The following is a 17004-nucleotide window of genomic DNA, read 5'->3' on the forward strand; positions in this document are numbered from 1 at the left end:
GGGCGTCCGGCGGGCGGCGGGGGGGGGGGGGGGGCGGGCCGGGCCGGGGGGGGGGGGGCGGGGGGGGGGGCCGGGGGGGCCCCCCCCCCGCCCCCCCCCCCCCCCCCCACGGCCGGAACCTCCTGGAACGGGAGGCTTCGGCCTACTGGGCTGGGAGATCAACGCTTGAAGGCGTCCTTGACGTCCTTGGCGCTGTCCTTCAGCTTCTCCCCGGCCTGCTTGAACTTGCTCTCCCCCTGGTCGGCCCGGCCCTCGGCCTCAAGGCGCTCGTCGTCCGTGGCGCGGCCGACACCCTCCTTGACCTTGCCCCCGAGCTCCTGGGACTTGTTGGAGATCTTCTCGTCAGCACCCATGGGTGATTCCTCCCCTTGCGCGAAGTTCTCTCTGCTCAGAGATACTTAGTGTCCGCAGATCAAAGGGGTAAACATGCACGACAGCGCACCGGCGGCCTCGGCCGAGGCCATCCGCCCGCCGTACGGGGCCGCGGACAGGCGCTCCCCGGGTGTACCGGCGGGCGAGGGGCGCTTCCCGGACGGGCCCGAGAACGGCGTGCGCCCGCCGGGCGGCGCGGACCCGTCGAACGGGTCCTCGGACGGCGGGCTCCCGCCGGTCCCACGGCGCACCTGGGACGTGCTGTTGATCTGCGGCGCCTCCGGAACCGGTAAGACCCGGGTCAGCTACCCCCTGGCGCGGCTCCACGGCGTCCCTATCGTGGAGGTCGACGACCTCGTCGAGGCGCTCCTCGCCATGACCACACCCGAACAGCAGCCGCTCCTGCACCACTGGCGCACCCACCCCGAGGACGGCCGCCTGCCGGCCGACGACATCGCCGACCTCCAGGTCGCCATCGCCGAGGCGCTCGCCCCGGCCATCGAGGCGGTGGTGGCCAACCACCTGGAGACCGGCACCCCGGTGGTGATCGAAGGCGACTACCTGCTGCCGGGCCTCGCCGTACGGGAGTCCTTCGCCGGGATCCCGGCGGACGGGCGGGTGGCGGCGGTGGTCCTGCACGAGCCCGACGAAGCGCGGATCGCGGCGAACTACCTGAGCCGCGAGCCCGGCAACGGCGACCAGCTCGCCCGAGCCCGCGCCAGCGCCCGCTACGGCGCCCGCCTCGCGGCCCTGGCCGCCGAGGCGGGCGTCCCCGTGGTCCCGGCCCGCCCCTGGCCCGACGTCCTCACCCGCGTCACGGCCGCTGTCACACCGCCGAGACCCGGCGCACGCCCGTGACGCCGGCTCAGGCGGGCACCGGCGCATCACCGCCATGCCCCGTAAACGAAGCGCCGGGAATTCCCTGTGGTCGAGGAGCCACGGTTTTCCGTATCTGAGGCCGGGGCCGTGCCTCTGTACGGGGGTACGGCCCGGTGCGTGTCGATGATGGGCCATATCCGCAAAAGCGGTATCGGCCGCTGTCGCCCTTGGTGGCGGGATGCCTTCTTCCTTGCGAGGCCACCGGCGCGACGCGGGGCCGGAGAAGGAGTCGATTCGGTGGGCGGCCTTTCCTCGGAATCACATTTCCCGGCTGGAGCGGCGATCCGCTACCGGCACATGACAATCCGAAGTCAGGGGTGAATGTCTCTTCGGTTAGCTTCGCTTTCTTTTTCTGATCTTGTATCGTCTTCTCCGCTGTCGTGGATTCAGCGAGCTGGATCGTTCCCGAAGGCGTGTGATCCGTACGGTATGGCCTTGGGGCTTACACGGTCGCCGCTACATCCGGGAGCGATCCTTCGCAACGGGGAGGACGCTGTGGAATTCCGAGTGCTGGGGCCGGTGGGTATCTGGCGTGATGGAAGGTCTCTGTCGGTCGTAGGACAGAAACCGCGCACATTGCTGGCCGTTCTGGTGCTGAACGCTAACCGCGTCGTCTCACACGAACGGCTGCTGAGGGCTCTGTGGGGAAATGAGGCTCCCGCGTCGGGGCGAAGGTTGTTGCACAACCACCTGTGGTCCCTGCGTCGGCTGCTCGCTGACGCGGATGTTCTGGCAAGCGCTCCCTCGGGATACTCCTTGCGCATTCCTTGTGACGCTTCCGACCTAGGGGTTTTCACCGCCAGAAGCGAAAGCGCCAGGGCTGCCATGGCGGAGGGCAATGCCGAACAGGCCGCCGAGCGGTTCCGGGCGGCCCTGGACATCTGGCAGGGACCCGCCCTGTCCGGCACTCATCCGGCGTTCCAGTCGGCTGAGGGTCCAGCACTGGAAGAACGCCGGACCATCGTGCTCGCGGAGCGCATCGAGGCGGACCTCGCCGCCGGGCGCGCCTCCGAGTTGATCGGTGAGCTGAGAAAGCTCGTCACGGAGAATCCGCTCAATGAGAAGTTACGAGCCCAGCTGATGCTCGCTCTTCACCGGGAGGGGCGAACCGCTGAGGCACTTGAGGAGTACAGGCTGGCCCACCAGCAGTTCCGCAGGGAACTGGGGTTGGAACCCGGAGACGACATGGCCCGGCTCCACCAGGCCATCCTGTCAGGTGACCCCGCCCTGAGCGCGGAAGGACAGCCACGGAGATCGGGGAAGCCGGCGGCTTCAGCCCACAGTCGTCCCGTCCCCCGCCAGTTGCCTCCCGACATCGCCCGCTTCACCGGCCGAGAGGAAAGCCTGCGACAACTGGATCTGCTGCTGCCCTCGGAACAAGGGGACGGTCCTACGGTGGCGATCACCGTCATCGCCGGTACGGCGGGAGTGGGCAAGACCGCGCTCGCGACACATTGGGGGCATCGGGTCTCCGATCGGTTCCCCGACGGCCAGCTCTACGTGAACCTCCACGGTTATTCGCAGGAGGAGCCCATGACAAGAGCCCACGCTCTGCGGCGGCTGCTGAGCGGCTTGGGAGTGACGGCTGAGGACATCCCTCACGAAGCAGATGAGCAGGAGGCGCTCTACCGCTCCCTCGTAACCGGCAAGCGAATTCTCATGGTGTTCGACAACGCGATGGACCCTGAACAGGTGCGTCCCCTCCTGCCGGGATCCTCTTCGTGCAGGTCGATCGTCACCAGCCGGAACTCGCTACGCGGGTTGTCCGTCACGCATGACGTCCGGGTCATCACCCTTGACGCTCTCTCGATGACGGAGGCACGGGCGTTATTGATCGCCCTCCTGGGGCGCGAAAGGTCCCAAGCCGAAGCGGACGCCGTCTCCGAACTGGCCGAGCTGTGCGGATACCTCCCCCTCGCGCTCCGCCTGGCCGCGGCGCACCTCGTGACCCGGCCGGATCTGCCCCTCGGGGCCTTCAACTCCCGGCTCAGCAGGGAGAACCGCCTGACCGCCCTGGACATCGAAGAGGACCCTCACATCGGGGTCCGCGCCGCCTTCGAACTCTCCTACCGGACCCTGCCGGGGAACGCCCGAAGGGCGTTCCGCCTGATAGGGCTGGCTCCGGGGCCGGACATCGGTTTCGACGGGGTCGTCGCGCTGACGGGTATGCCACCCGCCGAGAGCCGAGCCGTGATCGAGACACTCGTCGGCGCCCATCTGATCGGCAGGGACGGCGACCGGCTGTCGATGCACGATCTGGTCCGTGTGTACGCGTGCGACCGTGGTGAGGCCGACGACCGCGCCGATGAACGGTACGGCGCGCTGTCGCGCCTGTTCGACTGGGCGCTGCGGATGAGCATCGCCGCCATGGAGGTCATCCAGCCAGGGCGGTTGGCCCGTCTCCTCGAAGAACCGCTGAGGCCGGAGGAGATGAGGTTCAAGGACAAGAACGAGGCATGGAGGTGGCTGGACGTTGAAAACCATTTCCTCATCTCGGCGATCTCGTACGAGGCGTCCCAAGGATGGCAGGTCCATGCCTGGAAGACGGCACGTGTGCTGTCGCGCTTCTTCGATGTGCGTGACCGAGTGGATGACTGGCTCGCCACTCATCGGATCGCTCTGTCCGCGGCTCAGGAGATCAGGGATCGGCGCGGCGAAGTGGAGATCGCCGGATCTCTCGCCTACGCCAACATGTTCGCGGGAAAGTATGAGGAATACCTCGGCCTCCAGCGAATGGCTCTGGCCGTACTGCGGGAGATGGGGGACCGGCGGGGTGAGGCGAGAGCGCTCAGCGACATCGGTTACGGCCTGCTCCGGATCGGCCGGATCGCCGAGGCGGTGGAGACATGCCGGGAGGCCGTACGGATCGAGTCGTCGCTCGACGTCGGTTTCGATCCGGGGAGCGGTCGCTACCGCCTGGCGATCGCATACATCCAGTTGGGAAGGTTCGAAGAGGCTCTCGGTCCCCTGATTGACCACTACGCGATGGCGAAGGAGGAGGGGGAGCGTCATAACGAGGCGTACGTTCTCGTGCATCTGGGGGAGGCCCACTCCGGGATGGGAGACTCCGCGTCCTCGCTGGAATGCCTGACACGTGCCCTCTCGCTGGGCAGGGAGTTGAAGAGCCTCCGGCTCACAGCTGACGCTCTCAACGGCCTCGGCCGTGATCTTCTCCGTCAAGGCCGGTATCCGGAGTCCCGGGCCCATTACCAGGAGGCGCTCCTTCAGGCACGACAGGTGAAGACCCGTGAACTCGAGTGCGAGATACTCGTCGGCCTGGGCAGCGCGTGCCTTCTCGCCGGAGACGAGGTCGCCGCACTAGGCCACTATGAGACAGCCGCTTCCCTCTCCTCCTCTCTCGGCTACCCCTATTACCGGGGCCTCGCCTGCAAGGGAATGGCGGAGGCGCTGGTTGCGTCGGGACAGGCGGAGGAGACGAGGATTTGGCTGGAGGAGGCCTCGGCCATCCTTGCTCCGATGGGAGTACCCGAAGCCGATGCCGTCACCGAACGGCTGAGAGCTCTGTGGGGAAGGACTCTCGCAGACACCGGGCCAGCGGTGCCGTCGCGGTGAGCGTGGACGGTATGTGAACCCATCAGCGTTCCGGTGACTTCATCCCGATGTCCTCATACACGAGAGACGGCAGGTGGCACCAAGATCGCGACACTGTGAAAGACAAGATCAACAGAGCTGCCCGTCATGCTTGCGGTGATCATCTCCGGCCGGTTCTCCCTCTCCCTTGCCGGCCGGTCAATCTCCCAGCTGACGGAGGTATCGGTGAGCGCTTCATCGCCGCACCACCTATCTGCGCCGCCGCCACGGCGCAGACGATCCAAACGGACAGGGACGGCGGTCTTAACCGTATCGGCCCTGGCCGCGTCGCTCCTTGTCGCCGCCGTTCCCCAGACGGCGCAGGCGGACCCCAGGCCGGACGCCGCGGTCGCTCCGGCCAAACCCTCGGTGACGACCTTCCCCCGTCCAGCGGACCCGGACGCGGCTCTGCGAGCCGGAGTCGAGGAGGCCCGGAAACAGAACAAGCCCGTCGAAGTTGAGGCCGCCGGAACGGAGACGTCCCGTTCCTGGGCCAACCCCGACGGCACCATCACCATGCAGGCGTATTCAGGCCCCACCCGGGTCAAGCAGCCCGACGGCTCCTGGGCATGGGTCGACACGACTTTGGTGGAGCGTGACGGTGCTCTCAAACCCAAGATCGGTAAGGCCGATGTGGCCTTCTCCATGGGAGGCGACGGCAAGGCGTTCGCGTCCATGGGGCGAGGCGGCAAGGAACAGCGGTTCACGCTGGACTGGCCCACGCCCCTGCCCCGCCCGGAGGTCAACGGCAACGTCGCCCGTTACGTCGATGCGGCCGGACCGGGAGCCGACCTGGTCGTGGCCGCCCTGCCCACCGGCTTCCAACATGACGTCGTGCTGCGCGAGAGGCCCAAGGGTCCGGTGGAGATCCGGATCCCCGTCCGGAACGACGGACTGCGTCTCACCGAAGCCAAACGAGGGCGGCTGGAACTGGCCGACTCCAAGGGGAAACTGGTGGCACACGCCCCGGCTCCGATCATGTGGGACAGCACGGAACCGGGTGCAGACGGTCAGGGCAACCGCCGAACCGGCTCGATCGACACGCAGGTCCTCGAGAAGGACGGCACCGCGACACTCGTCCTGAAACCCGACGCCGGCTTCTTGGCCGATCCCGCCACGAAGTACCCGGTAGTGGTCGACCCGACGACCACACTCACGCTCGACACCGACACCTTCGTGGCCTCCACGGGGACGGGCTACGACAACCCCGGTGCCCCGCGCCTCAAAGTCGGTGGAGAGTCCGTGAGGGACAGCTCTTCCGCGCCGAGCGTCGTCAGGTTCCACAACGCGCTCATCAAGTTCGACACCACCCCGCTGATCGGTAAGGCGGTCGGCAGCGCCCAGTTGGAGCTGTGGGCACCCAAAGCCTCAAGGTGTGATCACTGGACCAGCGGCCTGAGGGTGTCCCGGATCACCGCGCCCTGGACCCCCGGGGAGCTCACCTGGGCGAACCAGCCCTCGGTCGCACAGGCCGGCTCCCAGATCCAGCTCTGCCCGCCGTACGATCCGGACGCCGATCCCTACCCTCGGGCATTCTCCTGGGCCGTGACCCCCATCGCGAGCAGTTGGGCGGGCGGCAGTCCCAACTACGGGCTGCAGATCAGCACCGTGGACGAGACGACGCCCTGGGGCGGCGTCGGATCGATCGAGTTCCACTCCGCGGAGACCACCGGCACCGGCGCGCGTCCGCCCAAGTTGACCGTCTCCTACATGCTGCCGCCCGAGATCCCCACCGTCACCGCCGAGTCCATCGACTCCATGGACGGCAACGACGCGATCGCACGCAGCACCAAGGTCAAGGTCGGGTTCAAATCCAGCGTCGCCGAAGGCACCAACCTCGACTACACCGTCTCGGTCAACGACTCCACCATGGGAACGCCGCCCACGATCCCCACGGGGGAGACCGCCTACTGGAAGTTCGACGAGGCATCCGGGACGACGGCCACCGACTCGTCGGGGAAGGGGTTCCCCGCGACCCTCAAGGGGGCGGCCAGCCGGGACACCGGTCAGCTCGGCAAGGCGCTGAAGCTGGTCAACGACATCTACACCGACCCCAGCGACGCATATGCCGTCACCGCCAAACCCGTGCTGAACACCAACCAGAGCTTCTCGGTCAGCGCATGGGCACGCCTTGACGGCAGCGCCGGTGACCACACCGTGGTGAGCCAGGCCGGTAACCAGCAGTCCGGCTTCTTCCTCTCCTACCACGAGTATGAGCAGAAGTGGTGGTTCGGCATGCCACGCAGCGATGCCGTACCCGCCCAGGTGACGATCGTGGCGTCCAAGGATCCGGCCCCGATCAACGTGTGGACCCACCTGGTGGCCGTCTACGACGCCACCACCCAGAAGTTGCGCCTGTACGTGGACGGCACGCTCTCGGGCGAGAAAGACCACCTCACCCCGTGGAACGCCCGCGGCAACTTCCAGATCGGCCGTACCAAGATGGACGGCTCCTTCACCGACTACCTCAACGGCGGCATCGACGACGTTCACGTCTACAACCGGGTCCTGACCGAGTCGGACGTCCGCGCCCTGCACGGTGTGCCCACCGCGACCAGCTACAACGGCATCCCCTCGGGACAGGTCGTCGACAAGCTGTTCACCCTGGACAACCCGGCCAGCTTCAAGTTCGTCGTGAAGGCTTGCCGTACCGGCGTCACCCCGCCCTCCTGCAACGAGAGCCCGGCCTACCGCATCACCTCGGACGCACCGTTCATCCCCACGGACGCCGAGACAGGCATGGCCGACCCCACCCGGCCGATCCTGTCCGGCATGGTCAACCGGCCTTCCGGCGGACCGGTCACCGCGAAGTACTTCCTGTACGACAGCACCGGCGCACCGGTCGGAACGAGCCCGCTCGGCGAACGTACGGTCAACGGCGGGGAGCGGGCGTCCTTCCAGGTACCGGAGAACACCGTCCAACTCGGCAGGACGTACACGTGGCAGATGCAGACGTGCGTCGAGGAGGTCTGCACCGCCAAGACGGCCTCGGTGAGCTTCACCGTCCCCGGCACCCCGCCGGAACTGCCCGCGGAGGACGTCCGCCACCTGACCTTGCTCAAGGACAACTTCGTCATCAAGACCACCAAGACCGACCCGACGGCCTGCGACGGTAATCCCTGTCCGTTGATAGATTCTCCGATCATGCGGATCGGAGGCGCGGGCACCGATAAGACTGTCAGCGTGATCAGGTTAAGGCTAGATGAGCTCCCCAATGGCGCCGGAGTTTCAGAGGCTCTTCTCAATCTTGGCTCTCCGGATTGCATGACGAGCACATGCCCTGTAGACGGTGTCATTACTGCAATACCACTGAAGAGCCAGACCAACAATGATACCAAGGGATCAGATCTAGCGGCTGACATAGACTCCTCTACGGCCGCTACCGCGCTTCCATTAAATTCCCCTAAGGGGGATATTGCCGGAAGTGAGTATTCATGGCTCATGCTCACCTCGAATAAAGAAGAAATCGTCACATTCGGTGATGTGCCCGCGGAACGGCAGCCATCTCTCGCTCTTACTTATCTTCCTGCCGGCCCGCCCGGCAGCGTGCTCAACCTGGTGGCTCAAGCTGGAGACGCCAGCGCGATAGCAAGTTGGGGCTTACCGGAGAGCAACGGTAGCGTTGCCATCCTCGACGGCTACGACGTCGAGGTCGCCGACAGCGGTGGAGGCATCGTTAAAACCCTGGAGGTGAAGGAACCGTACGCAGCCATAAGTGGGCTTTCCAATGGCCAGACCTTCACGGTTAGGGTAAGAGCAAAGACCGCGTTCGGCGTCAGTGGCTGGGAAGAAACTACTGTCACCCCTAAATTCGTCCCGCCGCCTCCTCCGCCAAGCCAGAAGGCGTCGTGTTCTATGTCCTCGAACACTTTCTCTGGCCATGTGGGCGCTACGACCGATTCGGAGTCCGGGGCAGCGGTCTACATAGATCGAGTCAAGAACTACTATCAGGCACAGGAAGCGGTATTGGAGGGGCGAGCAGATACTATTTGGGACGCTTCGGGAGTCACCCCTGATGCTCCGAGCGCGGCCAGCCTTTCATTGCTGAATGAACGGTTGGTTCAGCAGAGGGGCGCCATGGAGCGAGTGGGTGAATCCCGCACCGACTCCACCACTGTTTTGAAGGACACTGTCATCAGCGCGGGTAGTGATGGCTCTGTGAGGGTGACAACGAACGTCGATCGAACTTGGAAAATCCAAGGGGCATCTCCTCTCGGATCCTCCACTGCAGCGGCCGAAGAAGGCCAAGTCGACCCGAGTGACTTTACGATATCGGTATTTGTCTTCGACAGATGTGGAGATATAACCGTAATCGAGGTTCCGTACGACGCGAACGAGGATTCCAGCGACTTCTCGGACGACGAAGGATGGAATTGCGGAGGGGCGCAGAGGGGTGCCGCAGTTACCCAGGCGTGCAGCGGTGCTAGTGGATCCGCCCCAGGAAGCTTAATTTCCGAAGGTTTCGACAAGACGCTCAATCTGGGTAAGAGCTGGGTCGTGCACTACCGCTTCGGGTCTTCAACACCGCGTACCGTTCATGATGCGCTCGACCCTTGGGACTCCGAATGGCCTATCGAATCTTTCGTTAACTACGTACGCATATACCCGTATCCGAGGAATATCAGCGAAAACAAAAACTACGGATGGAGCTCCTCTTACGGAAAATATCTTGTAAGTCATGCGTACATGAAGGTGACAGGCGCAACCTGTCTTCGCAGCAGCAAGGGAGGGTTCGAGGTTGGAGTCACCATCAGCATGGACCCTCAGCTCAACCTCAAATGGGGAGGGCGTAAGGGGCAGGAAGAGTGCGGCTCAGTTTCGGAGGAAAGAAAGAGAGGGTCTCGGGAGAACGCGGGGGATCCGCAGATCAATGCTTACAGGGGGCTGACCTGGGGAAAGTGCAAGAACGCGGAGTGTAGTATAGATCGATTTAGGCATGACTATCGGGCAGAGATTCGGCTAGACTTCAAAAAGAATGACACCTGGTACAGAAATTATCTAATCGGAGCGGATAAATCTTGTCAGATCACTCGGTCGAGCGGCCTGCTCAGCTCTAGCGTCTCCTACTCTATGGGAGGGTGTATCGGAAAATCCTCCGTAGAGGATGTCGGGCCGCCGCTGTAGTAATCGCGCGGATGGAATAGGTGGACGGTAGATGGGGGGCATTGTACCCCCCATCTACTTTAGGCTTATCAGTTTACTTCAAGGACCTCCAAGGCCGGACGAGGGTGTGATGAAGTTTTCGATCACCATGCCATCATAACCTTCGGTGATTTATTTCGTTTGTCCCGGGGGGTCCATTCAACCTGTTTGCTGCCGGTATGGGATTTATTTTTTCCGGATATCATTATCTGGATTTTGGCATTCGGTGCTGCGAATTTCTGAAATTCCCCCAATTGAGATGGCTTGGATTGACGCCAACAAGAAAAGGGAAAAGTATGGATAGGTGTGTCCAGATATTCTTCACTTTAGATGGCCGACGATTGATAAGTATGTGCAGAGCGAGCGGGTGGATACGGTGCTTCTTCCCTCCGACGGCCCGTGGAGGAGCCTTTCTTCCGGAATAACAGCATGTTCTGCGAGGCAAAGAATCAGTGAGCCTTTTTCATCCTCGGTGGGATGGGCAGCGGGTCACAGCATGATCGCGGGTGCCGCGTTCGCCTGATGACATAGAGAAGCCCCTGGTAGACGGGTTGATCACCACAATCACGTCCGTCACAACCAGGAGCTCCGGGTGCTGTTCTACCGTGCCGCGGTCGATTTGTCGCGCTCAACGCTGAACTACGTGGCCGGAGTCATCCGGCGGCACCGCACCACGATCGGCACCCCTTGGCGGCGGCTCACCCCCGGCCAGCAGGCCCTGCTCGTGCTGGTCCACCTGCGCAAAGGCGAGACGTCACCGAGCTCGCCGCCGGCTTCGGCGTCTCGGTGGCCACCGCCTGGCGGTACGTGCAAGAGACCGTGATGCTGCTGTCGGCCCGCTCGCCGAGGCTCGACCGGGCACTGCGCACGGCCAGGCGGGACGGACTGCACTACCTGGTGCTGGACGGCAGGCTCGTCTGCACCGACCGGGTCAAGGCCGACCGGCCGTACTACTCGGCCAAGCACCGGGGCCATGGCATGAACATCCAGGTCATCGCCTCCCCGGACGGAACGATCATCTGGACCTCCGGTGCGCTGCCGGGCTCAGTCCATGACCTGAGCGCCGCCCGGATCTGGGGCATCTTGCGCGCGCTGGAGCGGGCCGGCGCCCTCACCCTCGCCGACAAAGGCTACCAAGGCGCGGAAGGGCCGGTCGTCACGCCGTACAAGGGCCGCGGCAAACCCGTCTCCCAGAAGCGGGCCAACCGCTCCCATGCCCGGCTACGCGGCCCCGGCGAACGGGCCAATGCTCAGCTCAAGAGCTGGCGCATCCTACGCAGACTCCGCTCCAGCCCCAGCCAGGCCGGACACCTGTGCAAGGCCATCGCCGTCCTGCAGAACTACGAGATCACGCGAGGATGGAAAAGCCTCAGTGCCTATACAGCGCAGGACCGATGCGTTCTCGGCTGGTGAGACGCTGCACCCCGGACACGGACGAGTGGTTGAGGGCACCCCGGCCTGGAGACGGCAAACGCGGCCCCTGATGATCGACGGTTGTCGAAGCCAGCCGATCAAGAACAGGGGCCGCGTTCGCGTGCCATCATCCCCGATCGACGTGCTCACCCACCACTGGGAACACGTCACCTTCGCCGACCTCATCACCGGCTCGGACGATCTGCCCGCCCTGGTCGAGGTCTTGGACGCACCGCCCGACCCGCGCAGCCGCCGGGGACGCCGCTACCGCCTGGGTTCACTCCTGGCGTTATCCCTGATCGCGGTGCTCGGCGGGGCCGCCTCCCTGGCAGCGATCACCCGATGCATCGGCGGATATGACCCCGGCCTTCTGGCCCGTGCCGGGCTGTCCGGCACCGTCCGCCTGGCCACCAGTACCCTCGGACGCCTGCTGTCGCACCTGGATGGAGATGCCTTCGAGGCTGAGACCTGTGGGTAACCAGCCACTCTTGCCGTCTGCGCCCCACCCGAAGCAGATGATGACCGACCGGCACACCGAGCACCGCTCGTCGGCTTGGCGGTGGACGGCAAGACGCTGAGTGGCAGCCGGACCGCCACCGGCGGAGCCGTCTGCCTCCTGGCCGCCCTGCGCCACGACACCCAGACCGTCACTGCCCAGCGGCAGATCGCGGCAAAAAGCAATGAGATCCCCTCGTTCGCACCGCTGCTGGCCGACGATGTCCGGCTGTGAGACGAACTCCCAGTCCGGCAGTTTCCGGAAGAACTCCTGGACGTCGATGACGACGAGTGCGTTGTTCACCCCTCAAGGGTGGCGGGGGAGGGGCGAGGGCTGAAGGCATGAACCGATCAGCCTGCGGAACGATCCGGTCGGCGACACGAGCGCCCGTCAGGTGGGGACGTGATGCGGCACATCGGCCCGGCCGGCTGAGGAATCGCCCGGCCCGGGGACCGGCACGCCACTGCCCTCGGCCACCTGGACTCTCCGGCACCCGCGACCCGGGGCGGGCGGAGAAGCCGCCGGTCCCGGTCGGTACGGTGTGTCCGTGATCAGGGATGTCTCGCTGCCGGACGACTGGGAGCAGAAGGTCCGGGAGGCGCTCGCCGGGGCGCTGCCCGAGCTGCGGGACGCTCCGCTGCGGCCGCTGGGGGCCGGCCTGGACAACGTGACGCTGCTGCTGGACGACGCGGTCGTGCTGCGGCTGCCGAAGAACTCCGACGGGGCCGGGAGCGTCGCCAGGGAAGCCCGGCTGCTGCCCGAACTCGCTCTCCGGACGGGCCTCGGCGTGGAGATCCCCCGGTTCCTGTTCACCGCGCCCAACCCCATCGGGCCGGGCTCGTTCTGCGGCTACCCGCTCGTCCCCGGCGAGGTGCTGACCCCGGAGGACTGGCACGCCCGGGGGCTGCCCGGCCTGCCGGGGCCGGCCCGGCAGGTGGCCGGGATCCTCGACGCCCTGCACGCCTTCCCCGCGGAGACGGCGGAGAGGCTGGGGGCCCCGTCCTGGGACCTGCGGGAGGACTTCGCCGACGATCTGGCCGCCGTCCGGGCAGAGGTGCTGCCCCGGCTCACGCCGGGGGAGGGCCGGACTCTGCTGGCCGCCTGGGAGGGCTACCTCGGCGACGACGCCAACTTCGCCTACCGGCCCTCGTTCACGCACGGCGACGTGAGCCTGGACCACCTGCTCGTCACCGGTGGCGAGATCACCGGGCTCATCGACTTCGGCGACGCCGAGGTCGGCGATCCCGACTACGACCTGTCCTACCTCTGGGCGGAGGCGGGCCCGGATTTCGTACGGCGGGTGCAGGCGCACCGGGGCCTGCCGTTCACCGTACGGCTGGCCCGCAAGCTGGACTTCTGGGCGCTGGCGGACCCGGCGCTGGACGTGCTGTTCGGCCTGGAGCAGCGCACGCCCGAGCTGGTGGACGACGCGCTGCGCACGCTCCGCGCCCGGCTCGCCGCCCCGGCGGACCGGCGGGCCGCGCACACGGCGGGGCCGTACCCGGCGGGACCGTAGGGGAACGGCGCCACGGCCGGACGGCGTACGGAACGGGCAGGCGGCGTGCGGAACGGGCGGACCCGGTGGAGTGCGGTCGTCAGGAGGCCGGGGGCCGGTCGGCGTGGCGGGCCTGCTCCAGGTCCCGCGCGCCCGCCAGCGTCTCGGCGAGTGTCTCGCGGTCGGCCTCGCCGAGCGGCGTGTCGCGGACCCGCGCCAGCAACTCGTCGGCGCGCTCGCCGTCGCCCAGGCGCATCGCCAGTTCCGCCCGGTACACCAGCGCTTCGACGAGTTCCGTCGCGGGCGCGGAGTCCTGCTCGCGGGCCAGTGCGGTGTCAAGGATGCGTGCGGCCTGCCGGTGGTCGCCCTTGGACTCGCCCAGCACGACCGCGTTCTCCATCGCCTTGGCGATCCTGCTCCGCTCGGCCCCTGGGCCGGCCTGCTCGCCTTGATCGGCGTCGCGGGAGGCCGAACCGGAGAGGGGGAAGATCCGGATCCAGTTGCCTCCCGGGTCCACGACGCTGAATCCGGCCAGGTCGCCGGTGTTCTTCCGCTTGCGGGGGCGCGTCATCCGGGGGGTGCCGGACACCAGCAGCTTGCCGTACGCGGTCCGCATGCCGGTGGCGAAGGACTCGAACAGCGCGCCGGTGTCCGGGACCAGGACCAGGCAGGAGCCGTAGGAGGCGGCGGGGTCGAACCCGTCCATCGCGAAGAAGTGCAGGGCGATGTCCTCCCGCTGGAGCACCGTGTACGGGTTGGGGCGGGTCTGGCGGTAGGTCTGCTCGAACCCCAGGACCCGGTAGAAATCGGCGATCTCGTCGATCGACCGGCAGGGGAGGAGCGGAACGGTCACTTCGCCGGCCATGAGATCTTCCTCTTCTGGTTCGGGGTGCCGGGCGGTTTCTGGTTCGGGGTGCCGGGCGGCGCCTGCATGCCGAGCAGGACACGGATCCGGCGCAGCGCCTCGATGGTCGCCTCCGTCTCGCCGGGAGGCATGCGCTCCGCGAGACGGTTGGCCCACTCGGCCTGGCGCCGCTCGACCTGGGCGAGCGCCTCGCGTCCCTTGGGGGTCAGTCTCATCAGTCTGGCCCGCCGGTCGGCGGGGTCGTCCTCGTAGGCGATGAACCCGTCCGCCGCGAGCGATTCGGCGCTCTGCCGGACGCTCTGCCTGGTCAGGCCCATCGCCCGGGCGACCTGGGCGATGGTGCTCGGCCCGTGCTCGACCACCCCGAGCACCTGCCATCTGGCGCCGGTCAGCCCGGCAGGCCGGGCCAGTCCGTCCCCGGCGGCGAGCAGCAGGCCGTTGGCCCGGAACACCTCGATGACGAGTTCGGAGAACGCCAGCCCGGACGCGGTGAGACTCTCCACGCGATGATCCTGGCCTGAATGACAGGTACCTGTCAATCTGTTCGCCGACGGGGCACGCTCCCGGTCTGAATCGGGCCCCCGCCTGAATCGCTCTCCCGGTCTGGACCGCCCTTTCGGCCCGGATCGCGCCTCTGCCTGGATCGCGCCTCTGCCCGCCCGGAGCCCGGCTCGCCGCCCCCGGGCCCCGTGTCGGCGGCCCGGCACGCGTCCCGGGGTCAGGGCCGGTCGAAGACCTTCAGCAGCAGGTCGTGCAGCCGGGCGCGTTCCCGGGCGGACAGCGCGGCCAGCAGTTCGTCCTGGAGGACCTCGGTGTCCCGCACCATCCCGGCCAGCGCTGTCCGGCCCTCGGGCGTGACGACGACCCGCACCCTCCTGCGGTCGTCCGGGTCCCTGGTCCGCTCGGCCCATCCGGCGGCGGTGAGGTCGTCCAGCGTCTTGACGACGTCGCTGGGGTCGATGCCGAGGCGGGCGCCCAGCTCCCGCTGCGAGTGGGGGCCGAAGTCGGCCAGGGCCGCCAGCGTCGACATGTGCCAGAACCGCAGGTCGCGCTCGCCGAGCCGGGCCGCGACCCGTCCCCTGGCGGTCTTGCCGACCCTCGACAGCAGGTAGGCGGTGAGCGCGGTCAGGGTGGGCGGGATGTCCGTCATGAAAATATTGTAGGTTGCAACCAATCATTGGTGTGAACCTACGGATTGGATGTGTGATGGACGCCCTCCACCCCCGCCTGCTCGTCGGCCGCTTCGCCGAGTGCTTCCGGCTCTACGACGCCGTCCTCCCGGCGCTGTGCGGCGCCGTCCTGGCACGGGGGTCGGCGGCCGGGCCGTACGCGAGCTGGGACGTCGAGGGCCAGGGGGTGCTCGCCCTCCTCGACCGGACCGCGATGGCCGGGGTCGTGGACGCCGGCGGACCCTCCCCGGACGGCGCGCCTCCCGTGGGTGGCCGGGACTCCGGGGTCCCGCCGTACGGCGAGGGCCGGGTCGTGCTCGTCAGCCGGGTGGAGGACGTCGCCGCCGCCGCCGACCTCTACGTGCGGTACGGCGCGCGGCTGGTCGCCCCTCCGGCGGAACGCCCCGACTGGGGGCCCGGCCTGCGCACGGCCCATGTCGGCGACCCCGAGGGCAACCTCATCGAGCTCCAGTCCTACTGACCGCCCTGGCTGACGGCCTTCGGTTCTCCGCCGCCGGGCGGACGGCGGGCGGGAGGGCGGCCGGGGATCGGCGGGCGGCCTGAGGCCGGGGTCGCGGCGGATGACTTCCGGTGAACCGCTTGCGGGTTTGCACGCAGGGTAATTGGATATCTACTTTGCGTTAGCATCGCAGGTGGCATGCCATGTCATGACCTTCGGTGGTCCGGGAGCCGCAGGTGCGATGCGAATCGAAGGGAGATGTCATGCTCGGAAAACGGGTCGCGGTCTCGTTCACCGTGGGCGCCGCCGTGGGCCTGTCCACGATGCTCGCCCCACCGGCCGCCGCCCTCGCCTCCTCGGCGACCCCTGCCCCCAGCCCGAGTCCCAGCCCCGTGACCTCCGCCACCCCTCTCACGACCTCCGGGCCGTCGGCCACGGCGACCCCCGGACACCCCTCGGCGACCCCAGTCCCCGCCGCCACCCCCGACCCCTATGGCGGACACGGCCACTCCACCGACGGAAGCGGCCACACCGTCCTCGCGTGCACCTACCGGGTCACGGGTGTGCGGGCGGACAGCTACCTCAACGTCCGGTCACGGCCATCGCTGGCGGGCAGGCGGATCGGCCGGCTGACGGTGGCCGACGGGGCGTTCGCGGGGTCGTGCTCGGCCGCCGGGGGCTGGGTGGAGGTCAAGGCGTCCAACGGCAGGCTGGGCTGGGCCTCGGCGAGATACCTCCGGAAGGTCGACGAGGGGCAGAGCCCCTCCGACGACAAGACCCCGCCCGGCCTCACGTGCAACTACCGCGTCGTCAAGCTCCAGCCGGGCGGTTACCTCAACGTCCGCTCCCGGCCGGCGGCGGACGCCCGCCGGGTCGGCAGGCTGACCCCGGCCGACATCCGGTTCGCCGGGGGGTGCTCGGCCGTCAAGGGGTGGGTGGCTGTCCGCGCCTCGAACGGCAAGCTGGGCTGGGCCTCGGCGAGATACCTCCACAAGGTCACCTGACGGCGATCCCCGGGCCGCCGTTCCGGTTCCGGTGGGACTCAATCCAGCCGGAACCGGAACGGCGGGCGACGATCGCCGCGAAGGCCGGGAGGCCGTCGACGGCCTCCCGGCCAGGCAT

The 17004-nt window shown here is 67.3% G+C and carries 12 protein-coding genes and 1 pseudogene; 9 read left to right on the forward strand and 4 right to left on the reverse strand.

Going from position 1 to position 17004, the window contains the following annotated elements; all coding sequences use genetic code 11:
* Nucleotides 1-158: 158 nt before the first annotated feature.
* Complete coding sequence (locus tag ACFYSC_RS19370; protein WP_362945067.1) at nt 159-353, reverse strand: CsbD family protein; 195 nt, start codon at nt 351-353, stop codon at nt 159-161.
* A 73-nt stretch (nt 354-426) separates the two neighbouring features.
* Between ACFYSC_RS19370 and ACFYSC_RS19375 the strand changes: the two genes are divergently transcribed.
* The 7 genes and pseudogenes from ACFYSC_RS19375 to ACFYSC_RS19405 all read left to right on the forward strand — a co-directional run bounded on the left by ACFYSC_RS19375 (nt 427) and on the right by ACFYSC_RS19405 (nt 13409).
* Nucleotides 427-1230, forward strand: a complete 804-nt coding sequence (locus tag ACFYSC_RS19375; RefSeq protein ID WP_389963135.1) for a hypothetical protein — start codon at nt 427-429, stop codon at nt 1228-1230.
* Between the two features lie 450 nt (nt 1231-1680).
* Entirely contained in the window at nt 1681-4824 is a 3144-nt protein-coding gene (locus tag ACFYSC_RS19380) for a BTAD domain-containing putative transcriptional regulator (RefSeq protein WP_389963138.1), read from the forward strand.
* Between the two features lie 126 nt (nt 4825-4950).
* Nucleotides 4951-9966 (forward strand): LamG-like jellyroll fold domain-containing protein, encoded by a 5016-nt coding sequence (locus ACFYSC_RS19385; RefSeq protein ID WP_389963141.1) that lies wholly within the window; start codon nt 4951-4953, stop codon nt 9964-9966.
* 610 nt (nt 9967-10576) lie between these two features.
* Nucleotides 10577-11397, forward strand: a pseudogene (locus ACFYSC_RS19390) (transposase family protein).
* A 121-nt stretch (nt 11398-11518) separates the two neighbouring features.
* A complete protein-coding gene (locus ACFYSC_RS19395) occupies nt 11519-11875 on the forward strand; it encodes a transposase family protein (protein ID WP_389963144.1) in 357 nt (118 codons plus the stop codon).
* An 81-nt stretch (nt 11876-11956) separates the two neighbouring features.
* On the forward strand, nt 11957-12127 hold the full coding sequence (locus ACFYSC_RS19400; protein WP_389963146.1) for a hypothetical protein: 171 nt from the start codon (nt 11957-11959) through the stop codon (nt 12125-12127).
* A gap of 313 nt (nt 12128-12440) precedes the next feature.
* Complete coding sequence (locus ACFYSC_RS19405) at nt 12441-13409, forward strand: phosphotransferase (protein WP_389963148.1); 969 nt, start codon at nt 12441-12443, stop codon at nt 13407-13409.
* Between the two features lie 79 nt (nt 13410-13488).
* On the opposite strand, the gene ACFYSC_RS19410 is transcribed toward ACFYSC_RS19405, so the two are convergent.
* The 3 genes from ACFYSC_RS19410 to ACFYSC_RS19420 all read right to left on the reverse strand — a co-directional run bounded on the left by ACFYSC_RS19410 (nt 13489) and on the right by ACFYSC_RS19420 (nt 15403).
* A complete protein-coding gene (locus ACFYSC_RS19410) occupies nt 13489-14253 on the reverse strand; it encodes a VOC family protein (RefSeq protein WP_389963151.1) in 765 nt (254 codons plus the stop codon).
* Nucleotides 14238-14756 carry a MarR family winged helix-turn-helix transcriptional regulator gene (locus tag ACFYSC_RS19415; protein ID WP_389963153.1) on the reverse strand — a complete coding sequence of 173 codons (519 nt, stop codon included), beginning with the start codon at nt 14754-14756 and terminating at the stop codon, nt 14238-14240. Before ACFYSC_RS19415 ends, ACFYSC_RS19410 begins: the two co-directional genes overlap by 16 nt.
* Nucleotides 14757-14971: 215 nt before the next feature.
* Entirely contained in the window at nt 14972-15403 is a 432-nt protein-coding gene (locus ACFYSC_RS19420) for a MarR family winged helix-turn-helix transcriptional regulator (RefSeq protein WP_389963156.1), read from the reverse strand.
* A gap of 56 nt (nt 15404-15459) precedes the next feature.
* Here ACFYSC_RS19420 and ACFYSC_RS19425 point away from each other — a divergent pair, with 56 nt between their 5' ends.
* Together ACFYSC_RS19425 and ACFYSC_RS19430 are read left to right on the forward strand one after the other, a co-directional pair.
* Nucleotides 15460-15903, forward strand: a complete 444-nt coding sequence (locus ACFYSC_RS19425) for a VOC family protein (RefSeq protein ID WP_389963159.1) — start codon at nt 15460-15462, stop codon at nt 15901-15903.
* A gap of 242 nt (nt 15904-16145) precedes the next feature.
* On the forward strand, nt 16146-16886 hold the full coding sequence (locus tag ACFYSC_RS19430) for a hypothetical protein (RefSeq protein WP_389963161.1): 741 nt from the start codon (nt 16146-16148) through the stop codon (nt 16884-16886).
* Nucleotides 16887-17004: the final 118 nt, after the last annotated feature.

It is taken from the genome of Streptosporangium sp. NPDC004379 (assembly GCF_042873875.1).
Lineage (GTDB): Bacteria > Actinomycetota > Actinomycetes > Streptosporangiales > Streptosporangiaceae > Streptosporangium.

Excerpts from the sequence above, each read along its gene's own strand:
- ACFYSC_RS19410 (WP_389963151.1), bottom strand. The coding sequence starts at position 14,253 with ATGGCCGGCGAAGTGACCGTTCCGCTCCTCCCCTGCCGGTCGATCGAC.
- ACFYSC_RS19430 (WP_389963161.1), top strand. The coding sequence starts at position 16,146 with ATGCTCGGAAAACGGGTCGCGGTCTCGTTCACCGTGGGCGCCGCCGTG.
- ACFYSC_RS19425 (WP_389963159.1), top strand. The coding sequence starts at position 15,460 with ATGGACGCCCTCCACCCCCGCCTGCTCGTCGGCCGCTTCGCCGAGTGC.
- ACFYSC_RS19380 (WP_389963138.1), top strand. The coding sequence starts at position 1,681 with ATGGCCTTGGGGCTTACACGGTCGCCGCTACATCCGGGAGCGATCCTT.
- ACFYSC_RS19420 (WP_389963156.1), bottom strand. The coding sequence starts at position 15,403 with ATGACGGACATCCCGCCCACCCTGACCGCGCTCACCGCCTACCTGCTG.
- ACFYSC_RS19370 (WP_362945067.1), bottom strand. The coding sequence starts at position 353 with ATGGGTGCTGACGAGAAGATCTCCAACAAGTCCCAGGAGCTCGGGGGC.
- ACFYSC_RS19385 (WP_389963141.1), top strand. The coding sequence starts at position 4,951 with ATGCTTGCGGTGATCATCTCCGGCCGGTTCTCCCTCTCCCTTGCCGGC.
- ACFYSC_RS19375 (WP_389963135.1), top strand. The coding sequence starts at position 427 with ATGCACGACAGCGCACCGGCGGCCTCGGCCGAGGCCATCCGCCCGCCG.